Annotated in this window: 23 protein-coding genes and 2 tRNA genes; 9 read left to right on the forward strand and 16 right to left on the reverse strand. The window is 63.3% G+C overall.

Going from position 1 to position 22,461, the window contains the following annotated elements; all coding sequences use genetic code 11:
- Window positions 1-120: 120 nt before the first annotated feature.
- The 3 genes from AC1DVS_RS15510 to lon form a co-directional block, all read right to left on the reverse strand.
- Window positions 121-195 (reverse strand) — tRNA-Val (locus AC1DVS_RS15510).
- A gap of 134 nt (window positions 196-329) precedes the next feature.
- Complete coding sequence (locus tag AC1DVS_RS15515) at window positions 330-602, reverse strand: HU family DNA-binding protein (RefSeq protein WP_272627303.1); 273 nt, start codon at window positions 600-602, stop codon at window positions 330-332.
- Between the two features lie 162 nt (window positions 603-764).
- A complete protein-coding gene (gene lon / locus AC1DVS_RS15520) occupies window positions 765-3,161 on the reverse strand; it encodes an endopeptidase La (RefSeq protein ID WP_478024475.1) in 2,397 nt (798 codons plus the stop codon).
- Window positions 3,162-3,487: 326 nt separating this feature from the next.
- On the opposite strand from lon, the gene AC1DVS_RS15525 reads away from it, so the two are divergent.
- The 6 genes from AC1DVS_RS15525 to AC1DVS_RS15550 all read left to right on the forward strand — a co-directional run bounded on the left by AC1DVS_RS15525 (window position 3,488) and on the right by AC1DVS_RS15550 (window position 8,982).
- A complete protein-coding gene (locus AC1DVS_RS15525; protein ID WP_478024477.1) occupies window positions 3,488-5,212 on the forward strand; it encodes a M1 family metallopeptidase in 1,725 nt (574 codons plus the stop codon).
- 22 nt (window positions 5,213-5,234) lie between these two features.
- Complete coding sequence (locus tag AC1DVS_RS15530; protein ID WP_478024479.1) at window positions 5,235-5,840, forward strand: methyltransferase family protein; 606 nt, start codon at window positions 5,235-5,237, stop codon at window positions 5,838-5,840.
- Between the two features lie 5 nt (window positions 5,841-5,845).
- A complete protein-coding gene (locus tag AC1DVS_RS15535) occupies window positions 5,846-6,508 on the forward strand; it encodes a phytanoyl-CoA dioxygenase family protein (protein WP_478024481.1) in 663 nt (220 codons plus the stop codon).
- A 56-nt stretch (window positions 6,509-6,564) separates the two neighbouring features.
- On the forward strand, window positions 6,565-8,031 hold the full coding sequence (locus AC1DVS_RS15540; protein ID WP_478024482.1) for an NCS1 family nucleobase:cation symporter-1: 1,467 nt from the start codon (window positions 6,565-6,567) through the stop codon (window positions 8,029-8,031).
- A 130-nt stretch (window positions 8,032-8,161) separates the two neighbouring features.
- A complete protein-coding gene (locus AC1DVS_RS15545) occupies window positions 8,162-8,650 on the forward strand; it encodes an SRPBCC family protein (protein WP_478024484.1) in 489 nt (162 codons plus the stop codon).
- On the forward strand, window positions 8,647-8,982 hold the full coding sequence (locus AC1DVS_RS15550) for an ArsR/SmtB family transcription factor (RefSeq protein ID WP_478024486.1): 336 nt from the start codon (window positions 8,647-8,649) through the stop codon (window positions 8,980-8,982). Before AC1DVS_RS15545 ends, AC1DVS_RS15550 begins: the two co-directional genes overlap by 4 nt.
- 20 nt (window positions 8,983-9,002) lie before the next feature.
- Here the strand turns inward: AC1DVS_RS15550 and AC1DVS_RS15555 are convergent, their stop codons facing one another.
- The 7 genes from AC1DVS_RS15555 to AC1DVS_RS15585 form a co-directional block, all read right to left on the reverse strand.
- Window positions 9,003-9,620, reverse strand: a complete 618-nt coding sequence (locus AC1DVS_RS15555) for a DUF4240 domain-containing protein (protein ID WP_478024488.1) — start codon at window positions 9,618-9,620, stop codon at window positions 9,003-9,005.
- 20 nt (window positions 9,621-9,640) lie between these two features.
- Window positions 9,641-10,246, reverse strand: a complete 606-nt coding sequence (locus tag AC1DVS_RS15560) for a GNAT family N-acetyltransferase (RefSeq protein WP_478024490.1) — start codon at window positions 10,244-10,246, stop codon at window positions 9,641-9,643.
- Window positions 10,243-11,511 (reverse strand): ATP-dependent Clp protease ATP-binding subunit ClpX, encoded by a 1,269-nt coding sequence (gene clpX, locus AC1DVS_RS15565; protein ID WP_343887869.1) that lies wholly within the window; start codon window positions 11,509-11,511, stop codon window positions 10,243-10,245. Before clpX ends, AC1DVS_RS15560 begins: the two co-directional genes overlap by 4 nt.
- A gap of 252 nt (window positions 11,512-11,763) precedes the next feature.
- Entirely contained in the window at window positions 11,764-12,465 is a 702-nt protein-coding gene (clpP, locus tag AC1DVS_RS15570; RefSeq protein WP_478024492.1) for an ATP-dependent Clp endopeptidase proteolytic subunit ClpP, read from the reverse strand.
- A 61-nt stretch (window positions 12,466-12,526) separates the two neighbouring features.
- A complete protein-coding gene (locus tag AC1DVS_RS15575; RefSeq protein ID WP_478024493.1) occupies window positions 12,527-13,486 on the reverse strand; it encodes a glycosyltransferase family 2 protein in 960 nt (319 codons plus the stop codon).
- Between the two features lie 203 nt (window positions 13,487-13,689).
- On the reverse strand, window positions 13,690-15,309 hold the full coding sequence (gene tig, locus AC1DVS_RS15580; protein ID WP_478024495.1) for a trigger factor: 1,620 nt from the start codon (window positions 15,307-15,309) through the stop codon (window positions 13,690-13,692).
- Window positions 15,310-15,371: 62 nt separating this feature from the next.
- Window positions 15,372-15,456 (reverse strand) — tRNA-Leu (locus AC1DVS_RS15585).
- 109 nt (window positions 15,457-15,565) lie between these two features.
- Here AC1DVS_RS15585 and AC1DVS_RS15590 point away from each other — a divergent pair.
- Together AC1DVS_RS15590 and AC1DVS_RS15595 are read left to right on the forward strand one after the other, a co-directional pair.
- Entirely contained in the window at window positions 15,566-15,715 is a 150-nt protein-coding gene (locus AC1DVS_RS15590) for a hypothetical protein (RefSeq protein WP_478024496.1), read from the forward strand.
- Between the two features lie 16 nt (window positions 15,716-15,731).
- Window positions 15,732-15,959 carry a hypothetical protein gene (locus AC1DVS_RS15595; RefSeq protein WP_478024498.1) on the forward strand — a complete coding sequence of 76 codons (228 nt, stop codon included), beginning with the start codon at window positions 15,732-15,734 and terminating at the stop codon, window positions 15,957-15,959.
- Window positions 15,960-16,025: 66 nt separating this feature from the next.
- On the opposite strand, the gene AC1DVS_RS15600 is transcribed toward AC1DVS_RS15595, so the two are convergent.
- The 3 genes from AC1DVS_RS15600 to AC1DVS_RS15610 all read right to left on the reverse strand — a co-directional run bounded on the left by AC1DVS_RS15600 (window position 16,026) and on the right by AC1DVS_RS15610 (window position 17,972).
- Entirely contained in the window at window positions 16,026-16,829 is an 804-nt protein-coding gene (locus tag AC1DVS_RS15600) for a hypothetical protein (RefSeq protein ID WP_478024500.1), read from the reverse strand.
- A 272-nt stretch (window positions 16,830-17,101) separates the two neighbouring features.
- Window positions 17,102-17,401 (reverse strand): winged helix-turn-helix domain-containing protein, encoded by a 300-nt coding sequence (locus AC1DVS_RS15605; protein ID WP_478024501.1) that lies wholly within the window; start codon window positions 17,399-17,401, stop codon window positions 17,102-17,104.
- 1 nt (window position 17,402) lies between these two features.
- Window positions 17,403-17,972 carry a hypothetical protein gene (locus AC1DVS_RS15610; RefSeq protein WP_478024503.1) on the reverse strand — a complete coding sequence of 190 codons (570 nt, stop codon included), beginning with the start codon at window positions 17,970-17,972 and terminating at the stop codon, window positions 17,403-17,405.
- Window positions 17,973-18,096: 124 nt separating this feature from the next.
- Here AC1DVS_RS15610 and AC1DVS_RS15615 point away from each other — a divergent pair, with 124 nt between their 5' ends.
- Window positions 18,097-19,878, forward strand: a complete 1,782-nt coding sequence (locus tag AC1DVS_RS15615; protein ID WP_478024505.1) for a gamma-glutamyltransferase — start codon at window positions 18,097-18,099, stop codon at window positions 19,876-19,878.
- A gap of 36 nt (window positions 19,879-19,914) precedes the next feature.
- On the opposite strand, the gene AC1DVS_RS15620 is transcribed toward AC1DVS_RS15615, so the two are convergent.
- Genes AC1DVS_RS15620 through AC1DVS_RS15630 form a run of 3 tightly spaced genes read right to left on the reverse strand, consistent with a single transcriptional unit; the run spans window position 19,915 to window position 22,440 of the window.
- Window positions 19,915-20,472, reverse strand: coding sequence for a hypothetical protein (locus AC1DVS_RS15620; RefSeq protein WP_478024507.1), 558 nt, complete (start codon window positions 20,470-20,472; stop codon window positions 19,915-19,917).
- A 55-nt stretch (window positions 20,473-20,527) separates the two neighbouring features.
- Entirely contained in the window at window positions 20,528-21,709 is a 1,182-nt protein-coding gene (locus AC1DVS_RS15625) for a M48 family metalloprotease (RefSeq protein ID WP_478024509.1), read from the reverse strand.
- Window positions 21,706-22,440 (reverse strand): hypothetical protein, encoded by a 735-nt coding sequence (locus tag AC1DVS_RS15630; RefSeq protein ID WP_478024511.1) that lies wholly within the window; start codon window positions 22,438-22,440, stop codon window positions 21,706-21,708. Before AC1DVS_RS15630 ends, AC1DVS_RS15625 begins: the two co-directional genes overlap by 4 nt.
- Window positions 22,441-22,461 lie beyond the last annotated feature (21 nt).

The raw sequence follows: 22,461 nt of genomic DNA on the forward strand, positions 1-22,461 counted from the left end.
CGCCCCCACCCCCCCCCACCCCCTACCCCTCCCCTGAAGGGGAGGGGCTGATTTTTACCGCACCTGAGCCGCGATTTGGCGAACGGAAGGGGTTGGAGCTAATAGCGCCGCATCGGGGAATGGTGGGCGCGGTAGGGATTGAACCTACGACCCCACCCGTGTGAAGGGTGTGCTCTACCACTGAGCTACGCGCCCGTCGCGACTGCCCGATCGATCGAATGATCCATCACCGGGGCGCCAACGGAATAGGGCGGCGTCGCCGCCGCCCCAATATTTTTCGCCTTAAGGCAGGCAGGCGCGGCTTGTCCAGCCCTGCCCGCCTGTCGCTTTTAGTTGACTGAGTCCTTCAGGCCCTTGCCGGCCTTGAACTTGGGCTGTGACGATGCCTTGATCGTCATCGGCTCGCCGGTGCGCGGGTTGCGGCCGGTCGAAGCCTTGCGCTTGCTGACCGAGAATGTGCCGAAGCCGACCAACCGGACCTCATCACCCTTTTTGAGCGCGGCCGAAATCGCATCGAACACTGCCTCGACGGCCTTGCTCGCATCTCCCTTGCCGAGCCCGGACGCATCCGCGACCGATCCGATCAGTTCCTGCTTGTTCATGCCTGGAGAACCCCCGTCTTGAATTGATACGTATGGAAATGAGTCGCGGCGCAAAGCCGGTGGTACAGTAAGGCGGGTCGAAACCGGGCTGTCAAAGCAAAACGACGCGATGCCCCGTCCAAAACGGCGATAACGCGTCGTTCAGTGCTTATCCGCAGTCGATCAGTGGTGCAGTTCACCACCGATCGGCGCGACACCCGCAGGTGGCTGCGCGGCAAGATCGTCCGCCTCAGTCCAGTCGATCGCGGTGAGGGGCCCCGTCAATGCCAGGCGGAGCACCTCATCGACATGCGCGACGGGGATGATCGTCAGCCCTTCACGAACATTGGCCGGGATTTCCTCCAGGTCCTTTTCATTCTCGGCCGGGATCAGCACGGTGGTGATGCCGCCGCGCAGTGCCGCGAGCAGTTTCTCCTTCAGGCCACCGATCGGCAGCACGCGACCGCGCAAGGTCACTTCGCCGGTCATCGCGATATCGCGCCGAACCGCCACGCCGGTCAGCGTCGAGACGATGGCCGTCACGATACCGATACCCGCGGACGGACCGTCCTTGGGAACCGCACCTTCGGGCAGATGGATATGGATATCCTTGCGCGCGAAGATGCTCGGCTTGATGCCATAGCTTGGCGACCGCGCCTTGATGAAGCTGAGCGCGGTTTCGATCGATTCCTTCATTACATCGCCGAGCTTGCCAGTGACCTTGGCGCTGCCCTTGCCGGGCACGGTGACGCTTTCGATCGTCAGCAACTCGCCGCCGACCTCGGTCCAGGCGAGGCCGGTCACCGCGCCGACCTGGTTCTCTTCCTCGCCAAGGCCGTGGCGATATTTCTTCACCCCGGCGAATTCAGCGAGATTGTCGGGCGTGATCGTGACGCTCTTGGTCTTGCCCTCGAGGATACGGCGCAGCGCCTTACGCGCGAGCTTGGCGATCTCACGCTCGAGCGTGCGGACGCCGGCCTCACGGGTATAATATTGGATCAGCGCGCGCAGGCCCTCGGTGGTGAGCTTGAACTCGCCCTTCTTCAACCCGTGCGCCTCGACCTGCTTGGCGATCAGGTGCCGCTCGGCGATCTCGACCTTCTCGTCCTCGGTATAGCCTTCGAGCCGGATGATCTCCATGCGGTCGAGCAGCGGCTGAGGCAGGTTCAGCGTGTTCGCGGTCGTCACGAACATGATGTCGCTGAGGTCGAGATCGATCTCGAGATAATGGTCCTGGAACTTCGAGTTCTGCTCAGGATCGAGCACTTCGAGCAGGGCCGAGGCGGGATCGCCGCGGAAATCCTGGCCGAGCTTGTCGATCTCGTCGAGCAGGAACAGCGGATTTGAGCTGCCGGCCTTTTTGAGATTGGTGACGATCTTGCCGGGCAGCGAACCAATATAGGTGCGGCGATGGCCACGAATCTCGGCTTCGTCGCGCACGCCGCCCAGGGACTGGCGCACGAACTCACGGCCGGTCGCCTTGGCGATCGACTTGCCGAGCGAGGTCTTGCCGACGCCGGGAGGGCCGACGAGGCAGAGGATCGGCCCCTTCAGCTTGTTGGTGCGCGCCTGGACCGCGAGATACTCGACGATCCGGTCCTTCACCTTCTCGAGCGCATAATGATCCTCATCGAGGATCGCCTGCGCGGCCGAGATGTCCTTCTTGATCTTCGACTTCTTGCCCCAGGGCAAGCCGAGCAGCACGTCGAGATAGTTGCGCACGACCGTCGCCTCGGCTGACATCGGCGCCATCGTCTTCAGCTTCTTGAGCTCGCCGGTCGCCTTGGTGCGGGCTTCCTTGGAGAGCTTCAGGTTGGCGATCTTCTGGGTGATCTCGGCGATCTCGTCGCCCTCACCCTCTTCGCCCTCGTTGCCGAGCTCGCGCTGGATCGCCTTCAACTGCTCGTTGAGATAATATTCGCGCTGCGTCTTCTCCATCTGGCGCTTGACGCGGCTCTTGATCTTCTTCTCGACCTGCAGGACGCCGAGCTCGCCTTCCATGAAGGCAAACGCCATTTCGAGCCGGCGCGCCGGATCGGCCTCGACCAGCAGCGCCTGCTTGTCGGAGACCTTGACCGAGATGTTGGAGGCGACCGCATCGGCGAGCCGCGACGGCTCCTCGATCTCGCCGAGCTGGACCGCGGTTTCGGCCGGCAGCTTGCGGTTGAGCTTGGCGTAATTCTCGAACTGGTCGACGACCGAACGCATCAGCGCGGACACCTCGGTGCCCTCCGCGACCTTCTCCTCGACCGGCAACACGGTTGCGGTGAGATAGGTCTCATTCGCCGTCAGCACATCGAGCGCGGCGCGCAGCTTGCCTTCGACCAGCACGCGGACGGTGCCGTCGGGAAGCTTGAGCAGCTGCAACACGGTTGCGGTCACGCCGATATCGTAGAGATCCTCGCGCTCGGGATCGTCTTCAGCGGGATCGAGCTGGGCGACGAGGAAAATTTCCTTGTCTGCGGCCATCGCGGCTTCGAGCGCCGCGACCGACTTGTCGCGACCGACGAACAGCGGCACGATCATATGCGGGAAGACGACAATATCGCGAAGCGGCAGGACGGGGTAGGATTGGGTCATGGATACTCCGGGGGTGCCTGAACAGGGCACAAGTTCTTCCTTATATGGTGTTGGTAACCGATCCATCAATCGCCGCGTGATGATTGCCCGTTCGGGCAGGTTTTTTTGCCCATCAACCCCGGCCCTGCGATGCGCCGTGCGGTCGCGTATCGCAGGTGCGCGACGGGGGGAGCGCCGGTTCGCGAGCGCTTTGATTTCCCCACTCTCATCCAGAATAGCGACGGGTGCTTGTTCAAAAAATCGTGATCTCGCAGGATGATCGCTAGATTTCTCGTCTCACGGATCGAGCCGGTCCGGGTCTGCCTCCATCGAAACAAGGTGCCCGCATGAGCCTTCGCCCGCTGTTCGTACCTATAGTCATGCTCGCTGCTTTTCCGCTCATTGCCGCCGCCCTGCCAAAAAAGGGAGAGCCTGCGATCAGCGTCCAGACTCAGCGATCGGGCGGGCCGGTCGACCCCGAACAGGCGAAGCTCGCTTTCGACTCGGCGGATCTGAAGTTCGAGGTGCTGCCCGAAACCGAGCAGTTGAAGGGCGTGGCGACGCTCGTGTTCACTGCGAAGGCGCCGCTGACGCAGCTGGTGATCGATCTCGATCATAATATCGCGCCAAGTGCGGTGGCGATCGACGGAAAGCCTCTGCCCCGCTCCGCCTTTGCCGATCCCGATGGGCGGCTGACGATCACACTGCCGCAGCCGGTTGCTACCGGCAAAAGCGTCACCGCGGTGATCACCTATGGCGGCACGCCGCATGTCGCGGTGAACGCGCCGTGGGACGATGGCATGGTCTGGTCGAAGACCCCCGATGGCCGCACCTGGTTCGCGACAACGGCGGAGGGCTATGGCTGCGACCTGTTCTGGCCGTGCCTCGATTTCCCGAGCGGCGAGCCGGCGCATGTGACGCTGCATATCACCGTGCCCAAAGGCCTCAAGGCGCCGTCCAACGGCAAGCTGCTCGGTGTCGATACGCTAGCCGATGGGCGCACGACCTGGAACTGGAGCGTCCGCCAACCCAACACCTATGGCATTGCGCTGACCGTCGCGCCCTATGAGGAGATATCGGGCGTCTACAAAAGCCGCTTCGGCAACGAGATCCCGATGTTTTACTGGTACCTTCCGGGCGAGGAGGCGAAGGCCAAAGCACTCTTCGCCGAGTTCGCGCCGACGCTCGATTTCTTCGAAAGCCAAATCGGCCCCTATCCCTGGGGCGACGAGAAGCTCGGCGTGGTCGAGACGCCGCACAAGGGCATGGAGCACCAGACCATCAACGCGTACGGCAATGGCTATGCCAAGGCGCCGGAAGGGTTCGACTGGCTGTTCCAGCACGAATTTTCCCATGAATATTTCGGCAACCAGCTGACGGCCACGAACTGGGACGATTACTGGCTGCACGAGGGCTATGGCACTTACATGCAGCCCTTTTACGGGCGCTGGCGCGAGGGCGAGGCGCGCTATGCAACGATGCTCGACCAGCAACGCAACCTGGTCGCCAATCTGCGCCCGATCATCTCGGGCAAAGTCCGCACCGAGGAGGAGGTCTATGAGCTCGACAAGGGCGGGCCCGGCCAGGATATTTATTACAAGGGCTCGTGGATGCTCCACACCCTGCGCAACCTGATCGGCGACGAGGCTTTTCTCGATGTGACCCGGCTCGCGGTATATGGGCGGACCGACCCGAAGCCGGGCAATTTCCGGCCGCGCTATGGTTCGAGCCTGGAATATGAAGGGTTCGTCAAACAGGTGACGGGCAAGGACTATGGCTGGTTCTTCAATGTCTATCTTCGCCAGGCGGCACTTCCGGAGCTGATCGAAGCGCGCGCGGGCAACACGCTGACGCTGGCCTGGAGCGCGCCGGAGGGCCTACCTTTCCCGATGCCGGTCGAGGTGCAGATTGATGGCAAGGTCCAGCGTCTGGCGATGACGGACGGCAAGGGCAGCATCGCGGTCGCGCCCGACGCACATGTCGTGGTCGACCCGGACAGCCGCATCCTCAAGCGTTCGCGCGCAGTGGAGGAGTTTCAGGCGTGGCGGGCGGCGCAGGCCAAGGCGAAATGATACAGAAGAGGCAGGAGGGGACATGAACATGGTTTTTCACAGCGATCCTGCGGGTCTGCCCGGTCTCGCCGCATTGATGCTGGGTTTCGTCGCGTTCCTGCTTGCGCTGGTCGCCGCGCGGCTGCGCGCCGGACGTGGACCGAAGGTGGCAATGGCGCGGCGGAGCAACGCCTCCATCATCTGGATTCTGGGACAGGGCGTTGCGCTGGCCATTGTCGGCTCAGGCGCGATCCGCGTCACGCTCGACCCCCAATCGTCCAAAGCACTTACCGAGGGTTTCATCACACTCGCGCTGATGCTCGGCGCCGTCCTTCTGTTCCACGCCTCCTCGCGCGCGATGGGCAAGAACTGGAGCCTGGTCGCGCGCACCCGCGAGGACCATCAACTCGTCCAGAGCGGTCCGTTCGCGCTTGTGCGGCACCCGATCTATGTCGCGCTGTTCCTGTTCATGCTGGCGATGGCGATTGCGTATGGCCATACGAGCCACCTGATCGTCGGGGTACCGGTCTACGCCCTCGCGACCTGGTTTCGCGTGCGGCACGAAGAGCGCATCCTGCGCGAGCAGTTCGGCGCCGATTATGATGCCTATGCCGCACGCGTGATGAGGTTCGTGCCGGGGGTTTTCTGAGCGGCATGCTGACCTTCGAACGCGACGGTGCTAAGCGCTTTCCGCTGGCGGCTGTGGAAATGTTGTCCCAGATCGAGGCCATCACAGCTCGTCTCGAACCGGACCGGGCCGGTATCCGTCTGCATGGGATCGATGGACTGCCGGCGCTGCTGGCAACCGAAGGCGCGATCGGCAGTATCGCTGTAAGCGCGATCGGTGCGGCGGCGCGTCCGGTCCGCGCGATCCTGTTCGACAAGACCGCAACCGCCAACTGGTCGCTTGGCTGGCATCAGGACCGGACCATCGTCGTAGCCGAACGGCGCGAGGTGGAGGGTTACGGCCCCTGGACGATTAAGGCCGGGCTGCAACACGTCGCGCCGCCCTTCGATCTGCTGGCCCGGATGGTGACGCTGCGCGTGCATCTCGATCCCGTTTCCGCCGAAAATGCGCCGCTGCTGATCGCCCCCGGCTCGCACCGGGCCGGCCGCGTGGCGGAGCAGGACATCGACGCTGTGGTGGCGACATGCGGTGTCATCCCCTGCCCCGCCGAGCGCGGCGATATCTGGCTCTACGCCACCCCAATCCTCCACGCTTCGGAAGCGGCGGCGCGACCACAACGAAGGCGCGTGCTGCAGGTCGATTACGCCGCTGAGGACCTTCCCGATGGTCTGGAATGGCTCGGCATCTGACGCAGCCCTTGCGCTGACCGGCAAATCGGACATTCTCCCAGCAAGGGGGAAGCCGCATGACCGATCAAGCCGACGATACGCTCTGGAACCACGATCTCGCACCGACCGATGCGGCGCAGAGGACCTGGGCGTGGTACCATTATGCCGCGCTCTGGATCGGGATGATCGTCGCGGTGCCGAGCTGGATGCTCGCCTCGGGACTGATCGAGCAAGGCATGTCGGCGGGCCAGGCGACGATCACCGTGCTGCTGGGCAATGTCATCGTGCTCGTGCCTTTGCTGCTGATCGGCCATGCCGGCGCGCGTTACGGCATTCCCTACTCAGTGCTGGCGCGCGCCTCGTTCGGGACGCGCGGCGCGCGGCTGCCCGCCCTTGCTCGCGCGCTGGTCGCGTGCGGCTGGTACGGCATTCAGACCTGGATCGGCGGCGAGGCGCTGCTCACCCTGCTTGGCGTGCTTGTCGGCAAGGATCTGAAGGGCGCGACGATCCCGTTGCTCGACATGGGCGTCGGCCAGGCGTTTGCCTTTGCGGCCTTCTGGGCGCTGCAGCTCTTCTTCGTTCGCAAGGGGCTGACGACGATCCGCCGGCTCGAGACCTGGACCGCGCCGATCAAGATCCTGGTCTGCATCGCGCTGGTCTGGTGGGCGATCRACCGCGCCGGCGGGCTCGGGCCGATCTTCGCCAGCCCCTCCGCCTTCGTGCCGGGCGGCGCGAAGGAGGGGCAATTCTGGCTGGTGTTCTGGCCGTCGCTGACCGGCATGATTGGTTTCTGGGGGACGCTGGCGCTCAACATCCCCGATTTCACCCGCTTCGCGCGCAGCCAGCGCGACCAGATGGTCGGCCAGGCGATCGGCCTGCCGCCGGGCATGGGGCTGATCGCGCTCGCCAGCGTCATCACCACATCGGCGACGGTGGTGATCTATGGCCATGCGATCTGGGACCCGGTCGCGCTCTCCGGCACCTTGGCGGGCCCGCTGGTGCTGATCGGGCTGATCGTCATCACGATCGACACCATCTCGTGCAACATCGCCGCGAACCTGGTGTGCGCTGCCTATGACTTCTCGTCGCTGGCGCCGAGCCGGATTTCGTACCGCACCGGCGGACTGATCACCGCGGTGATCGGCGTGCTGATCATGCCGTGGAAGCTGCTCGCCACGACCGGTGGCTACATCTTCGTCTGGCTGACCGGCTATAGCGCGCTGCTCGGGCCGATCGCCGGTATCCTGATCGCCGATTACTGGCTGATTCGTCGTGCACAACTTGATGTGGATGACCTGTACCGCGAGGATGGGCGATATGCGTACGCCGGCGGCTGGAACGGGCGTGCGCTTGCCGCTTTCACGATCGGGATACTGCCTAACCTTCCGGGATTCCTGGCGACGGTTGCGCCGGGTGCGTTCGGCTGGGTGGGGGGATTCTGGACCGGGCTCTACGCCTATGCGTGGTTCACCGGACTGTTCCTGGCGCTGACGAGCTATGCGCTGATGATGCGGGGCTCGGCGACGCGGGCGGCTGTTGGATAATTTCGGTAGACTGCATGGGAGGTGCTTCCCACCACCGTGACGGACCACGATAATAGTGAAGCGTGCACTTGACTATTGTCAGTGCAGTGGCAATACAGAAGCCATCACTTCACTAATGGAGTCGTTGGCCATGGAAGAGCAAGCCGTCATCCCCAGCACCTTTGTGATCGAGCGGAGCTATCCGGTGCCACGCGAACGCGTGTTCGCCGCGCTCAGCCAGGAAGAGAAGAAACGCCGCTGGTATGCCGAGCGGGACGGTCATGATGTGACCGGGTTCACGATGGATTTCCGTGTCGGCGGCGAGTCGATCCTGCGTTATCGGCTTGGCCCGGACACGCCGTTCGAAGGGGTCGAGATCGTCAATGAGGAGCTGTTTCACGACATCGTCCCCGATCGCCGGATCGTCAGCGCCTCCACCATGTCGTTGGGCGGGAGGCGCTTTTCGGTCTCGCTGGTGACGATCGAGTTCGTCGCGACCGACACGGGAACTGATCTGGTCTGCATTCATCAGGGCGTGTTCTTCGAAGGCGCCGACGGCCCGGAAATGCGCGAGGCGGGCTGGCGAGCGCTGTTCGAAAGCCTCGCATCGGCCCTGACCGAGGAGCGCCAGCTTCAATGACGGTCGCGCCCGCGATCAGCGTCGACCGAATCCTACGCGCGCTTGCCGATCCCTCGCGCAAGGCGATTGTCGAGCGGCTGAGCCAGGGGCCAACCTCAGTCTCCAGCCTGGCGGCGCCGCTCAACATCACCCTGACTGCGGTGGCCCAGCACCTCCAGGTGCTCGAGGAATGCGGGCTGGTCCGGACCGAGAAGATCGGCCGCGTGCGGACCTGCAGCCTGGAGACGAAGGGTTTCCTGCCGCTTGAGCAATGGATCCGCGATCGGCGTTCAGCGTGGGAGATGCGGCTCGACAAGCTGGGGGATTTTCTGGCCGACGATAGTGCAGAATAGTCTTACCGAAGGCGTCGGCCTCAGTTTGTGCCGAAGCGGGTCCAAAGCTTTGGATAGCGCTTTTTCAATGCCGCTGGGTCTTCGCTGAACCGAAGGCCTGAAGGCTTTTCACCAGGTGTCAGGCGGACGGGGTTCGGCATTTTACTGGGATCCCGTCCAGACTTTTCGCCCCATACATCAAGCGCGAGATATGCAATTTCCTCGAACTCACGATCTTCGACCGAGTCCGGCATGGGGAGGTCAGCCAACGAATCCGGATCAGCCTTTGCCCGCTCGAACGCTTCTCTCCCTTGAGAAATCAGCCAGCGCCGAAAATACTCGAAACCGTCATCAGACGCCCCGCCCTGAATGATGTAGGCAGCGCCCCATAAATCCCATGAATAGGACGCACGCATTTCCTGGGCGAAGATAGCCTCATACCCTTCAAGTTCCCGTAGAGTCAGTTTCTCAAGCGACGCCCGGAGAACCGCGGTCTGTTTTTCGCGATCAGCTGCATAGGGAACCGCTTCCGCTATGATCGACCAGAAACGCGCCTCAGTCATTGCGGCGGGCCCGGCGTCCTTGGCTGAAGCGTACGGTATGAATCCAGCTAGAAACAGCGCGATTGACGTGCCGATGACAGTCCGTCTGCTTTTCATTCCTCGCCCCACGCCACGCATCAAGCCGCCCGCCACATCGACCAGAAGCGCGGCCCGCCTTTGGGTACGACCCAATCCGCCGTCACTTCGAAACCAAGGCCCTGATAGAAGCTTATATTCCGCTCAAGCGGGGTCTCGAGATAGGTCGGCATCCCGTTCGCTGCGATGCGATCGAGCCCCGCGCGCACCGCCGCGCCGCCAAAGCCCTTGCCCTGTGCAGCCGGCTCGCAGCCGGCGATGTGGAGATACCAGAAATCACCCGACGGCATATGCATGTCGATAGCGTCTGAAACCGCCAGCGCTCGCCCGAGCGCAGTCCCGAAAATGGTGAGCAGCGGCAGCGCCTCGCGCAAAAGGTCGAGCCGGCTGGTGCGAATGCGCCCCGGCCCGCGCCACAGCGTCGCCGCCTCGCCGCCCGCCGTGACGAGCCGCATGCCGTGCGCGTCCTCGTCGAACAGCAAGGCGAACAGCTTCGGCAACTGCTTCGCGCGCCGAACCGGATCGGGGAAGATGAAGCTGGTGGCCGGGTCCTCGCCAAAGGCGCGGGCCAGGGTCGCGGCGATTGCGGCACGGTCGCGGTTATCCGCGACCCGGACTGGGGAAATCGGGTCGGCGTCCGCGATCACGCGGCGCCGGCGCCCGCCTTGTCCTTCTTGGCATAGACGCGGATCGGTTCCTTGCGGCCCTCGATCACGTCCTTGTCGATCATCACCTCATCGACCGAATCCATGCCCGGCAGATCGAACATGGTGTCGAGCAGGATGCCCTCGAGGATCGAGCGCAGCCCGCGCGCACCGGTCTTGCGGTCGATCGCCTTCTTGGCGACCTGGACAAGCGCGTCGTCGGTGAAGCCGAGCTTCACGTCCTCCATGTCGAACAGCTTCTGATACTGCTTCACCAGAGCGTTCTTCGGTTCGGTCAGGATCGTCACCAGCGCGGGCACGTCGAGATCCTCGAGCGTCGCGATCACCGGAAGGCGACCGACGAATTCGGGAATCAGGCCGAACTTCAGCAGATCCTCAGGCTCGACAGACTTGAGCGTCTCGCCGGTGCGGCGCTCCTCAGGCGAAGCGACATAAGCGCCGAAGCCGATCGACTTGCCCTGGAGGCGATCGCCGATGATCTTTTCGAGGCCGCTGAACGCGCCGCCGCAGATGAACAGGATGTTGGTCGTGTCGACCTGCAGGAACTCCTGCTGCGGATGCTTGCGCCCGCCCTGTGGCGGCACCGAGGCCGTCGTGCCCTCCATCAGCTTCAGCAGCGCCTGCTGAACGCCCTCGCCCGACACGTCGCGGGTGATCGAAGGATTCTCGGCCTTGCGGCTGATCTTGTCGATCTCGTCGATGTACACGATGCCGCGCTGCGCCCGCTCGACATTGTAATCCGAAGCCTGGAGCAGCTTGAGGATGATGTTCTCGACATCCTCGCCGACATAGCCAGCCTCGGTCAGCGTCGTCGCATCGGCCATGGTGAAAGGCACGTCGAGGATTCGCGCCAAAGTCTGGGCGAGCAAGGTCTTGCCGCAGCCGGTCGGCCCGACGAGCAGGATGTTCGACTTGGCAAGCTCGACATCGGCGCCCTTCTGGCCGTGGTTGAGGCGCTTGTAATGGTTGTGCACCGCGACCGAGAGCACCCGCTTGGCGCGCTTCTGGCCGATGACATAATCGTCGAGCACATCGCAGATTTCCTGCGGAGTCGGCACGCCGCCATCCTTCTTCGAGACAAGTGCGGACTTGGTCTCTTCGCGGATGATGTCGTTGCAGAGCTCGACGCATTCGTCGCAGATGAACACGGTTGGCCCGGCGATGAGCTTCCTCACCTCGTGCTGCGACTTGCCGCAGAACGAGCAATAGAGGGTGCTCTTCGAGTCGCCACCGCTGAGCTTCGTCATAAACCAGATACCTTCATTCGATTACGCACACTCGCCGCCGCCGTGCGAGGGACTCGGATTTCGCCGCCTTCATCGTCCGGCCAAGCAGCCTAATGATAGTTCCGCCGCGACGATAGCAAATATGTTTATCGCTGAAAGAGGAAACAACCCGTTTCCATGCGACTTCTGGGACACAGGTGAAATGATCGCGCCCCACGACCTGCGCCGGTACCGGATCTTTGCGATCAGGTGCCGGCGCGATCGTCGCCAAAATCAGGACGCGGGCAGCACCGGGGTGGACGAACCGTCCTCGGCAATCGCCGGGCGCTTGTCGAACACCTCGTCGATCAGGCCGAAGGCCTTGGCCTCGTCCGCCTCGAGGAACTTGTCGCGATCCATCGCCTTCTCGATCTCTTCGAGCGGCTTGCCGGTGTACTGAGCGTACAGCGTGTTCATGCGGTGCCGGATGCGCAGGATTTCCTTGGCCTGGATCTCGATGTCCGACGCCATGCCCTGAGCACCACCCGAAGGCTGATGGATCATGATTCGGGCGTTGGTCAGCGCAACGCGCATGCCGGGCTCGCCGGCGGCGAGCAGGAAGCTGCCCATCGAGGCTGCCTGGCCAATGCAGACCGTGCCGACGCGGGGGCGGATATACTGCATGGTGTCATGGATCGCCATGCCCGCCGTGACGACGCCGCCCGGCGAGTTGATGTACATGAAGATGTCCTTCTTGGGGTTCTCGGACTCCAGGAAGAGCAGCTGGGCAGTGATGACCGAGGCCATATGATCCTCGACGCCACCGGTGACGAAGATGATCCGCTCGCGCAGCAGCCGCGAATAAATATCGAAGCTGCGCTCGCCGCGGTTGGACTGCTCGATGACGATGGGGACGAGACCACCCTCGGGCGACTGGCTGAAACCAGCATTGGTGAGAGGACGTGCGAAGTCGCCGGTGTCGAACGGGTTGTGCATGATGTGCCTTTGGATCCTTGTGCCCCTAGAGAGCCCTACATCGGCGCTGGCGGAAACGAGTTCAAGCCCCGCGGCCATCCTCGCGTCGATCCTCGACGCCGGGCGCGCGATGAGACAGATAGGCGAGCCGCCGCATCTCGCGTCGCCCGCGCACCACCGTATCAAGAATAAGCCCGGCAAAGCCGTTGAGCGCGGCCATGATCATCAGCCCGGTGACGAGAATCGCGGTCGGGAAGCGCGGTACGAGATGGGTGTGCAGATAGGTCAGGATCAGCGGCACCGCGAGGACGACCCCGATCAGGGCGAACAGCACGCCGACCGCGCCGAAGAACAGCAAAGGCCGCTCGATCCGGTACAGGGTCATGATCGTGCGGGCGATCCGAAAGCCGTCGCGATAGGTGCTGAGCTTCGATTCGGAGCCTTCGAGCCGGGCATAATAGGGCGTTTCGATCTCGCCGACCGGCATCTTGAGCTCGAGCGCATGGACGCTGATCTCGGTCTCGATCTCGAAACCCGAAGACAGCACCGGGAAGCTCTTCACGAATCGGCGCGAGAAGACGCGGTAGCCCGAAAAGATATCGGTGAAGCTGCGCCCGAACAGCTGGGCCAGGATGCCGGTCATCGCCTTGTTGCCGAACTGGTGACCGCGCCGATAAGCGGCGGTCTCCTGAGTCACGCGCGATCCGACGACCATGTCGAGCTGCTCTTCGAGCACGCGCGCGATTAACGCCGGGGCGGAAGCCGCGTCATAGGTCGCGTCGCCATCGGCCATCACATAGATATCGGCATCCACGTCAGCGAACATGCGACGCACGACATTGCCCTTGCCCTGCATCTTCTCGGTGCGGACGACGGCCCCCGCCGCGCGCGCGACCTCAACTGTACGGTCGCGGCTGTTGTTGTCGTAGACGTAGATGGTGGCGTGGGGGAGTGCCGCGCGGAAACCGGCGATGGTCTGCGCGATTGCGGTTTCCTCGTTATAGCACGGAAGCAGGACGGCAATCTTTGTCGTAGCAGTCACAGCCCCCCCTTTCCTCTCCTTCCAGGGGAGAGGATACGAAGACTTGGCAGCTCGCTGCCTAGTCGTAGTTGGTGAGGGTGAGCGGCGCCTCGCGCCGCGCGCTGCAAGTGCAGCGCATACCCCTCACCCAGCTCCGACTAAGCCCGTGTGAAGAACACGGGCCAAGTCTGCGCAACCCTCTCCCACAAGGGGAGAGGGATCAACTACTTCTTCGCTGGCGCCTTTTTGGCGGCCGGCTTCTTGGCCGGTGCAGCCTCGGCCGGAGCCTCCTCGGCGGCGGGTTTGGCTGCCTTCTTGGCGGCCGGCTTCTTCACCGGCTCATCGGCGACCTCGGCAGGCGCTTCGGCAACGGGCTCGGCCTTCTTGGCTGCGGCCTTCTTCGCGGGCTTGGCTTCGGCCTCTTCCTTCGCAGGAGCCGCCTTCTTCGCCGCTGCCTTCTTGGCCTTGGGCTTGTGGTTGTCGTGATCGTGGGTGTGGGTGCCGGTATCGAAGCCGTCTTCGGATTCGATCGCGGCTTCCAGTGCCTCGCGAGTCACTTCGCGGTCGCTGATCTCGGCCTTTTCGAACAGCCAGTCGACCACCTTGTCCTCGTAGAGCGGCGCGCGCAGCTGGGCTGCCGCCATCGGCTCCGAGCGGACATATTCGATGAACCGGGTACGGTCCTCCGGGCTGTACTGCTGGGCGGCCTGGGCGATCAGCCGGTTCATTTCCTGCTGGCTGACCTCGACCCCGTTCGACTGGCCGATCTCCGACAGGAGCAGGCCGAGGCGTACGCGACGCTCAGCAATCTTCTGATAATCCTCGCGCTCGGATTCCATCTCGGCGAGTGCCGCCGCGGGATCCTCCTCATGCGTGGCTTCGTGCTCGAGTTGCTGCCAGATCTGATTGAACTCGGCCTCGACCATCGTCGGCGGGACCGGGAAATCATGACCCTCGGCGAGCTGGTCGAGCAGCTTGCGCTTCATGTGGGTGCGGGTGAGGCCATTGAGCTCCTGCTCGATCTGGCCCTTGAGCAGGCCCTTGAGCTGCTCGAGGCTTTCGAGGCCGAGCGAGGTCGCGAGCGAATCGTCGATCTTGGTCTCGCCGGCGACTTTCACCTGCTTGATCGTCAGGTCGAAAGTCGCGTCCTGGCCGGCCAGATCCTTGGCCTGATAGTCGGCCGGGAAGGTCACCTTGATCTGGCGCTCCTCGCCGGTCTTCACACCGACGACCTGATCTTCGAAACCAGGGATCAGGCGGCCCGAGCCGAGCTCGACCGACATATCCTCGCCGGTGCCGCCCTCGAAGGCGACATCGCCGACCTTGCCGACGAAATCCATGACGACCAGGTCACCCATCTTCGCCTTGTAGGTCGGCTTGGCATCGTCCCAGCGCTTCTGCTGCTCGGCGAACTTCTCGAGCTGCGCCTGGACGCTCGCCTCGTCGGCGGGGACGGTCAGCCGCTCGAGCTTGATCGAATCGATCGACGGAGTCGGCACATCGGGCAGCACTTCGAGCTCGACCTTGACCTCGGCATCCTTGCCGAGCTCATAGCCGTCATCGAGGCTCACCGAAGGCTGGATCGCCGGGCGCAGCTTCTGCTCGGCGAGGAGCGCCTGGACGCCTTCCTGGATCGAGCTGTTCAGCGCATCCTGCATCAGCGCCGGGCCGTGCATCTTGCGAACCAGGTTCGCCGGCACCTTGCCGGGGCGGAAGCCGGGCATGCGGACCTGCGGCGCAACGCGCTTCAGCTCGGCATCGACCTTGGAATTGATATCCTTGGCCGTGATCTTCAGCGTGTACGCGCGCTTCAGGCCCTCGTTCAACGTCTCGACAGTCTGCATTTCAACTATACGCCTTTTCAGGGAATCGGTGCTGCGGCACCCCTCGCCCAGCGCGACGAGACTGGTGCGGGCGAAGGGACTCGAACCCCCACATCTTGCGATACCTGGACCTAAACCAGGCGCGTCTACCAGTTCCGCCACGCCCGCAGGGGACACCGTCGGTCGGCGGCGTCTATACCAGTGATGCGCGCGGGGGCAAGCGCGGAGGCAACCTGCGCTGCTTAAAGGCGTTATGTGCCGAGAGGAGATTGATCCCATGGCCACCACGCCACCGACTGAACTGCCCCCACCGAGCCAGCCAGGACAGCCCGAGGCGCCACCGCCCGAGGTCGGCCCCACTGCACCCGATGTGGATATCCCCTCCCCCGGCAGCGAGCCCGAGCAGCCGTTCCAGCCGACGGACTGACCCGAAAGGAACTCCCGTGACCGATCATGATCGCGACCCACACCCCGACAGCCCGCTGGCCAACGACGATGACACCAGGGAAGATGAGCGCAGCGATATCGAGCAGATCGTCGAGGCGCGGAAAGATGCTGTCGAGCGCGGCGAAGGCGGGCGCGAGCCCGATTCGTTTACGTCGTCCGGCCTTCCTGACGGCGTCGGCGGCACTGGTGGGATAACGAAGAACCAGGATGACGACGCCCAGTAAACGGAACGGCGGCGAGGCGAACCTTTTCGCCTCATCCCTTTCCGCATCGGGGTAAGCCGCTCCGTTCTACCGAACCGAGAAATCGAAGATTCGCGCAGTCATCGCGCCGCCCGTGAAGCCGCCGCCTCCACCGCCGGTAATGGCGAACATGAAACCATATTCACCCGGCCCAAGCGACGCCCGCGGTGTCGCCTTGAACACGCCGGGACGCACCATGTCATAGTCGAACGGGATCTGGTCCTTGTCCATCACGCCTGTCTTCGCGCCGCCGATGTTGACGCTGCCTACCCGCGCCTCCCTTCGCCCTTTTTTCTTGTCGAGGTGGACAAGGGTGAACTCGTTGGGTGAGGTTACGGTCGCGTTCGAGCCCGACGACCAGGCCGTCCCCTGCCGGAGACTGTCCGGGTTCGACTCATCGAAGAAGAAGTAGAATATCGGCCGCGTACTGGTCGTATTGGTTCGCGCACTCTCGCCCGGGATTGCTGCCTTGATGCTCATCGAGGCAAGCCCGCTGGTGAGCGCATAACCCAGAAATCCGCCGGTTTTCGCCTGATTGGAAACGGTGGCGTCGATGCGCTTCATCGTCGGCGCAGCTCCCTCCATCAACAGATATACGCCCGGCGCATGCGGCACGGCCGGGTCCACCGCGTCGATCGAGAGGGCGCCGGCGACTGGTGCCGGGTTCGCAGCTGCCAGCATCGCCGCGATAACCGGACCTGAAACGCCCTGCTTCTTCAGCGCGATGATCTGCTCTGTCGAAACATCGTAGCTGGCGCCCGACGTTTTGATCTTGGCGATGATTGCCTCGTCGCCGAGCCCCGCCTGCGTCAGCGTGACGACAGTGCTGTTGTTGAGCGTTTCAGCTGACACGGGCACCGCGATCGCAAACAACGATGCCGCAGCTAATAATCTGATAAACATACTGCTTTCCCCCCAGTGCTGATTGGGAGGTTACGCCCGGAAAATCGATACGCCAAGCAACTCCATGGATTATTGCGCCCATTTCGACGGAAAGGCGCGACATAGGATTTGATCGGGCGTCAGCTCGTCCTGCTGCTTTTGATCTGCGCCTTCTCGTTTTCGGCGGATGCAGGACCGCATGGCGGATGTTCTGCCGCGCAGGCCCTGCGCCCCGCACATGATCATAGATTCGCCGAATCGATCAGGCTGCGCAGATAGTGGGTATGCTCCAGAAATGCCGCCGTTCCAGCGCGGGTGATCACCGCACGGGTCCGCGGCTTCTTGCCGACAAACTCCTTTTCGAGCTTGAGATAGCCGGCGGCTTCGAGCGTCGCGAGGTGGCTGCCGAGATTGCCGTCGGTCGCCTCGGTCAACGCCTTCAGCCTGCCGAACTCGATCGGCTCGGTTTCGCGCGCCGCATAGAGCGCCGCCATGATCCGCAACCGCAACGACTGGTGGATGATTTCATCGGGGTTCGCCATCTCAGATCGTTCTCATCCACAGGCCGCCCAGGACCAGCCCGCCGCCGCCTGCTGCCGCAATCCAGAAGGGCATCAGGCCCGGCGCGAGCAGATAGCCGAGCATCACCGCGACGAAAATGCCCGCGCCGATCCAGGTGAAGCGCGGCAATCCGAAGGTGCCGATCAGGGCATAGGTCACCGCCATGATCAGCGCCGGGAAGACGAGATAGGGCAGCGGCGAGACCGGTTTGAACACGAGATAGACCGAGCCCATGAACAGCATGATGATCAGCGCCATCAGCAGCGATCTTKCGGTGGGATTCTTGGCATTGCCTGTCCTCGAACCGCCCAGACGCGCCGTGCGCCGGCCCAGGATCGTGCTCCCGACGGTGCCTACGACAATGCACGGCAGCCAGACCCATCCCCATTGCTCGACAGGGGTCAGCCCGTTGCCGGTATAGCCCGCGATCCAGACCAGCCCCCAGAGCACCAGATACGGACTGGCGATGGAATAGGCGCTCGCAACATGCGTGCGGCGGCTCACCCGCTCGACATCGCGGAGCGATTCGGCGGCTTCATTCTCAGTGATCATCCTTCGACTCCCGTTTGACTCTGCCGCACAGAGACCATATGCAGAGAACTCTGTCAAGCAGAGTATTCGGCTTCACCGAGTGAAGCGCCGAGTCGCACCAAGCCAGATCGAGGGAACGAACATCATGCCGAGGATATACCTGCGCAACGCGCTCACCTTCGCGCTCATCGTCTGCGTCGCCATGCCGGGGGCCGCCGCCGATCTTTCGCCCGCCCGCTGGCCTGAGGCCGAACGCCTGCGACTCGAACAGCGCGAGGCGGCGATCTGGCCAACTGAAGCTCGCAGCGCGAGCAGCCGACAGGGCCTCGTCACAGGCACTGCCTCGCCCATCGCGGTCCATGCCGGCGCCGAGGCACTCCGCCAGGGCGGCACCGCGGCCGATGCGGCGATCGCGACTGCGCTCACCCAGGTGACGACGATGCTCGGCGCCAATGTCTCTCATGCAGGCGTCGCGCAGCTCGTCTATTTCGAGGCACGCACGGGGCGCGTCTACACCCTCGATGCCGGCTGGGGTACCTGGCGAGGCGAGCGCTCGCCGGCCACGATCCCCGGCACGGATCTCGGCATGATCACCGGCCACACCACCGCCCCGACTGGCGCTGCCGGGCGAAAGGCGCTTGTCCCGGGGTTCATGGCCGGCATGGCGGCGATCCATCACCGCTTCGGCCGCCTCCCCTTCCCCAGCCTGTTCGCGCCGTCGATCTGGTATGCCGAGCATGGCGTACCGGTGACGCCGCTGCTCAGTGCCTATTTCGGCATCGCTCAGGCGGGTCTGTCGCAGACGCCGGAGGGCCGCGCGTTCGCCCTGCCCGATGGCACGCACCTTCCGAAGATCGGCGAGCGGTTCGTTCCACCAGGGCTTGCGGCGACCCTCAAATCCGTTGCGCGGAACGGCGTGGGCACGATGTACCGCGGTGCATGGGCACGCGATTATGTGGCGACGCTTCGCGCGCATGGCGGCGCGGCATCGATGGCCGATATGGCCGCCTATGCGCCGCGCTGGGCCGAACCGCTCAGCACCGGGTTCGCGGGGGCAACGATCTTCGGGCCGGATGCGCTGAACACCAATGGCTGCGCGATATTGGCGGCTCTCAACCTGCTCGATCACAGCGGCTCTCAAGCACCCTATTGGCAGGATGCGGAAAGCTTCCGGACCACCGCTCTCGCGCTGCGATTCGCAATTGCCGCTCCTTATGCATCCGAGATTACGAGTTTCGAGCAGCGCACGGGCATCGGCGGCAACTGCGCCGTGCGCACCACCCCCGCTTATGGCGAAGCGGCAGCACGGGAGTTCAAGACGCTCGTGATGGGCGGCGCCGCTCCGCCAGAGGGGCATCACAGTGCATCAGTCGTCGCGATCGATCGGTGGGGCAACGTCGCCGCGCTCGTCCATTCGAGCAACACGCCGCTCTGGGGCGACACTGGGATGGTGGTCGATGGCATTCCCGTTCCGGTCGCCGCCGGCATCTACCAGTATCGGCTGGCTGCCATCACACCTGGGGATCGGCTGCCCGGCGATATGGCGCCTCTGATCCTGATGCGTCACGGCAAGCCCGAAATCGCGGTAGCATCGATCGGCAGCTCGCTGGTGCCGGAGACCGTGCGGCTGATGCTCGGCCTTGGCCGTGGCGGGGACGCCGCCACATGGCTCGCCGCGCCCCCGCTCCTGTTCAATTTCGAGGCGATGAAGGACGCGATCGGCAAGCGCGACGAACTGGTGGCGACAGGCCGTTATCCAGCCGAATTGCTGGCACGACTCCGCGCGCAGGGACTTGCCGTCCGCGAGATCGATGCACAGCGCGTGCTGACCCTGCGCGGCACGGCCGCTATCGGCGGGGTGCGGCCGGCCGGCGAGCGCCGGGGAAGCGAAGCGCCCGGCGTGTTGGAATTCGCCGAGGCGCAATGACTGGAAGCGCTGGTAACAATCGCCGCGTGCGGCAAATCAGCGCTTTTTGACCGGCACGACGACCGAGCTTGCGGCAACCTTGCGATACGCGTCCACGCCAGCATCGAAATAATGGATCGCGGGGGCCTCGAACGTCACCATGTAGAGATTCCCGCCGATGATGGCGCCGCTCGCCTCACCCTTGCGGTGCACTTCCTCGCCTTCGACCACGAAGCTGTACGTGAAATGAAAACCGGGCTTGCCGGCGAAGGTCGCGGGTTCGATCGAGTCGATCGACATCAGCGAGGTGCCGACCGACACGCGATAGCTGCTTTCGAACAGCTGGGCGATGTCGGGAATCAACATCGTCGACGAGAATCTCGGGAGCGGTTCAGTCTTTTTCTTTGCGTCGCGAAACAGCGTCGTATCGTTCGGAATGCCGCCGTAAAAGGTCAAGTCATTCAACGTCAGACCATCAAGCGTCCAGCTTTCCGCGTTGCGCCCGGGCCTGGCGCCGATACGATTCCAGTCGATCTCCGGGGTCACTGTCAGGCCGGATTTCGCGACGGTCTGCGCCTTGCCCTTGGGCATCAGTTTGGCGGCGACAGCCGGCATGGCCACCAAGCCAAATGCTGCCACAATCACTGAAAAACTCTTGAAAAGGTTCATTTTATACCCCCGCCATCATAGCTATCAACGCTTTGTCCGAAGCATCTGGCTTTCGTTCCAGATAATTTTTCAACGCCGCCTGCCCTTCAACTTGCGAACCCGAGCGCAAAAGGGACAAGCCCAATCCACGCCAAGCTTCGGCCGGCGCCCCGACGCTGACCGTGGCCTGCTGATAAAAGCCGACCGCGCTTTTCAAATCTTCCGGCCGGCCGCGCGACCGATACAGTTCGCCGCGCGCATAATTGAGTTCCGGCGTCCAGCCATCCTTGGCCAGATTGGTTATCAGAAAGTCGGTGGCGCCAAAGTCATTCATCTTGATCTGATCGTCGATGAAGCTCGTCCAAAGCGGCCCGAGCGCAGCGCGATATTCGGCCCTGTTCACCCGCGGCGTACCCACAACCGTCGTTTTCGCCGCAAGCGCGCGCAATGCCGCGACCCGTTCTGCCGTTGGCGGATGGGTAGCGAACATGCCGCCGTTCTTGTCCTTGCGGCTTTTGACGTTCCGCGCGGCGGCGGTCGCGTCGGCCTCGGCCCGCATCTGCTCCCAGATTCGAGAGCATTCCATCGGATCATAGCCCGCCTTCGCCATCAGCAGCAGGGAGCCCGCATCCGCGTCCGCCTCCTGCTCGCGCGAAAACTTGAAAATATCCGACAAGAGCCCGAGTCCGAACAGGCCCAGCCCCATCACAGCCATGATCGCGAACGTGCCCGTCTTGGATTTCACCTGGCGAAAAAGCGCCAGTGAGTGGCGGTTCTGATAGTGAACGAATTCGTGACCCAGCACTGCGGCGAGTTGCGCCTCGTTGTTGGTCCGCAAAAGCAGGCCTGACCAAAGCTGCATCATGCCATTGGGCGCTGTCGTCGCGTTGAAATAGGGCGTCCGCATAATATAAATACGGATTTCCGAACAGCGCGGGCCAACCGTTCGACAGAATACGTCGTGAACATAGGCGTTCAGAGCCGCGTCATGAATGACGAAGTTCGAATTCTTGAGCCGCCGCTCCTCCTCGTTCATCTCCATCCACAGGCCGCGCTCATCCTTGTCCTGCGGCGTGTAGATCGCGTCGATCGATTGAGCGGGGGCACCAGGATTCGGCGCCTGAGTCTCGAGCGTCTGAGCGTGCGTGGCGCCAGCTAGCAGCGACGCCAGCATCACGCCCCGCCCCCATTGGCGAACCTTCATTTGACCGCTGTCGCGACAACCGGCTCGATGCGACCAGGCAGGCCTTTCAGGAGCTGATCCACACGCTTGGCGGCACCTTCCGGTGTCCTGACATCGCCGCCCATCATCGGATCGGCATTGAGCCAGATGACATCGCCGGTTTTGAGATCGACGAGGCCCGCATAACCAATATGGACGCCGGGAGGAATGTAGACACCGAGAAACATGGCGCCGAGCAGCTGCGCTGCCTTGCGGCCGGACGAACCATAAGCGTCATGCGTGAACAGGAAGAGCGCGTAATCGGCGCCGGAGATCTTGCCGATGCGATCGACACCGCTCCCCAGGGTCCAGTCGAATGACGTCTTTTTGGTAGGCAACCTGGCAAACAGCTTGTTCATCTCGATCGCGTTCGCGACGGCATTGAACAACGCCCGATACTCAGCCAGATAGGCGCCGTCATCACCCTCGGGATCTTCGGCGAAAACGATCTTCGTATCGGCGACCTTGCTGTTTGCCTTCAGCGCATCGGCAATCAGGCCCCGCGCCGAAGCCGTCCAGTCCGCATTTGGTTCGTCCACTCCACCCGTGGTCAATGTCCCGACATGCACATCGGGCCGATAGACGACTATCGTAACCTGATGGTCTTTCGGAAATTCGAAGCCGGGCTTGACCGCTGAACGCTCCTGCGCCGCAGCCAGCCCCGGAAACAACAGAAACGCTGCGGCAAGCGCCGCAAAAAAACGCCCTCTCATATATTCTTACCCCCCGGCCGC

It is taken from the genome of Sphingomonas sp. P3_C5, from assembly GCF_056402635.1.

Excerpts from the sequence above, each read along its gene's own strand:
- AC1DVS_RS15590 (WP_478024496.1), top strand. The coding sequence starts at position 15,566 with ATGGCCACCACGCCACCGACTGAACTGCCCCCACCGAGCCAGCCAGGA.
- AC1DVS_RS15530 (WP_478024479.1), top strand. The coding sequence starts at position 5,235 with ATGAACATGGTTTTTCACAGCGATCCTGCGGGTCTGCCCGGTCTCGCC.
- AC1DVS_RS15555 (WP_478024488.1), bottom strand. The coding sequence starts at position 9,620 with ATGAAAAGCAGACGGACTGTCATCGGCACGTCAATCGCGCTGTTTCTA.
- AC1DVS_RS15625 (WP_478024509.1), bottom strand. The coding sequence starts at position 21,709 with ATGAAGGTTCGCCAATGGGGGCGGGGCGTGATGCTGGCGTCGCTGCTA.
- AC1DVS_RS15550 (WP_478024486.1), top strand. The coding sequence starts at position 8,647 with ATGACGGTCGCGCCCGCGATCAGCGTCGACCGAATCCTACGCGCGCTT.
- clpX (WP_343887869.1), bottom strand. The coding sequence starts at position 11,511 with ATGACGAAGCTCAGCGGTGGCGACTCGAAGAGCACCCTCTATTGCTCG.
- AC1DVS_RS15620 (WP_478024507.1), bottom strand. The coding sequence starts at position 20,472 with ATGCCGGCTGTCGCCGCCAAACTGATGCCCAAGGGCAAGGCGCAGACC.
- AC1DVS_RS15545 (WP_478024484.1), top strand. The coding sequence starts at position 8,162 with ATGGAAGAGCAAGCCGTCATCCCCAGCACCTTTGTGATCGAGCGGAGC.
- AC1DVS_RS15605 (WP_478024501.1), bottom strand. The coding sequence starts at position 17,401 with ATGGCGAACCCCGATGAAATCATCCACCAGTCGTTGCGGTTGCGGATC.
- clpP (WP_478024492.1), bottom strand. The coding sequence starts at position 12,465 with ATGCACAACCCGTTCGACACCGGCGACTTCGCACGTCCTCTCACCAAT.
- AC1DVS_RS15515 (WP_272627303.1), bottom strand. The coding sequence starts at position 602 with ATGAACAAGCAGGAACTGATCGGATCGGTCGCGGATGCGTCCGGGCTC.
- tig (WP_478024495.1), bottom strand. The coding sequence starts at position 15,309 with ATGCAGACTGTCGAGACGTTGAACGAGGGCCTGAAGCGCGCGTACACG.
- AC1DVS_RS15525 (WP_478024477.1), top strand. The coding sequence starts at position 3,488 with ATGAGCCTTCGCCCGCTGTTCGTACCTATAGTCATGCTCGCTGCTTTT.
- lon (WP_478024475.1), bottom strand. The coding sequence starts at position 3,161 with ATGACCCAATCCTACCCCGTCCTGCCGCTTCGCGATATTGTCGTCTTC.
- AC1DVS_RS15630 (WP_478024511.1), bottom strand. The coding sequence starts at position 22,440 with ATGAGAGGGCGTTTTTTTGCGGCGCTTGCCGCAGCGTTTCTGTTGTTT.
- AC1DVS_RS15615 (WP_478024505.1), top strand. The coding sequence starts at position 18,097 with ATGCCGAGGATATACCTGCGCAACGCGCTCACCTTCGCGCTCATCGTC.
- AC1DVS_RS15535 (WP_478024481.1), top strand. The coding sequence starts at position 5,846 with ATGCTGACCTTCGAACGCGACGGTGCTAAGCGCTTTCCGCTGGCGGCT.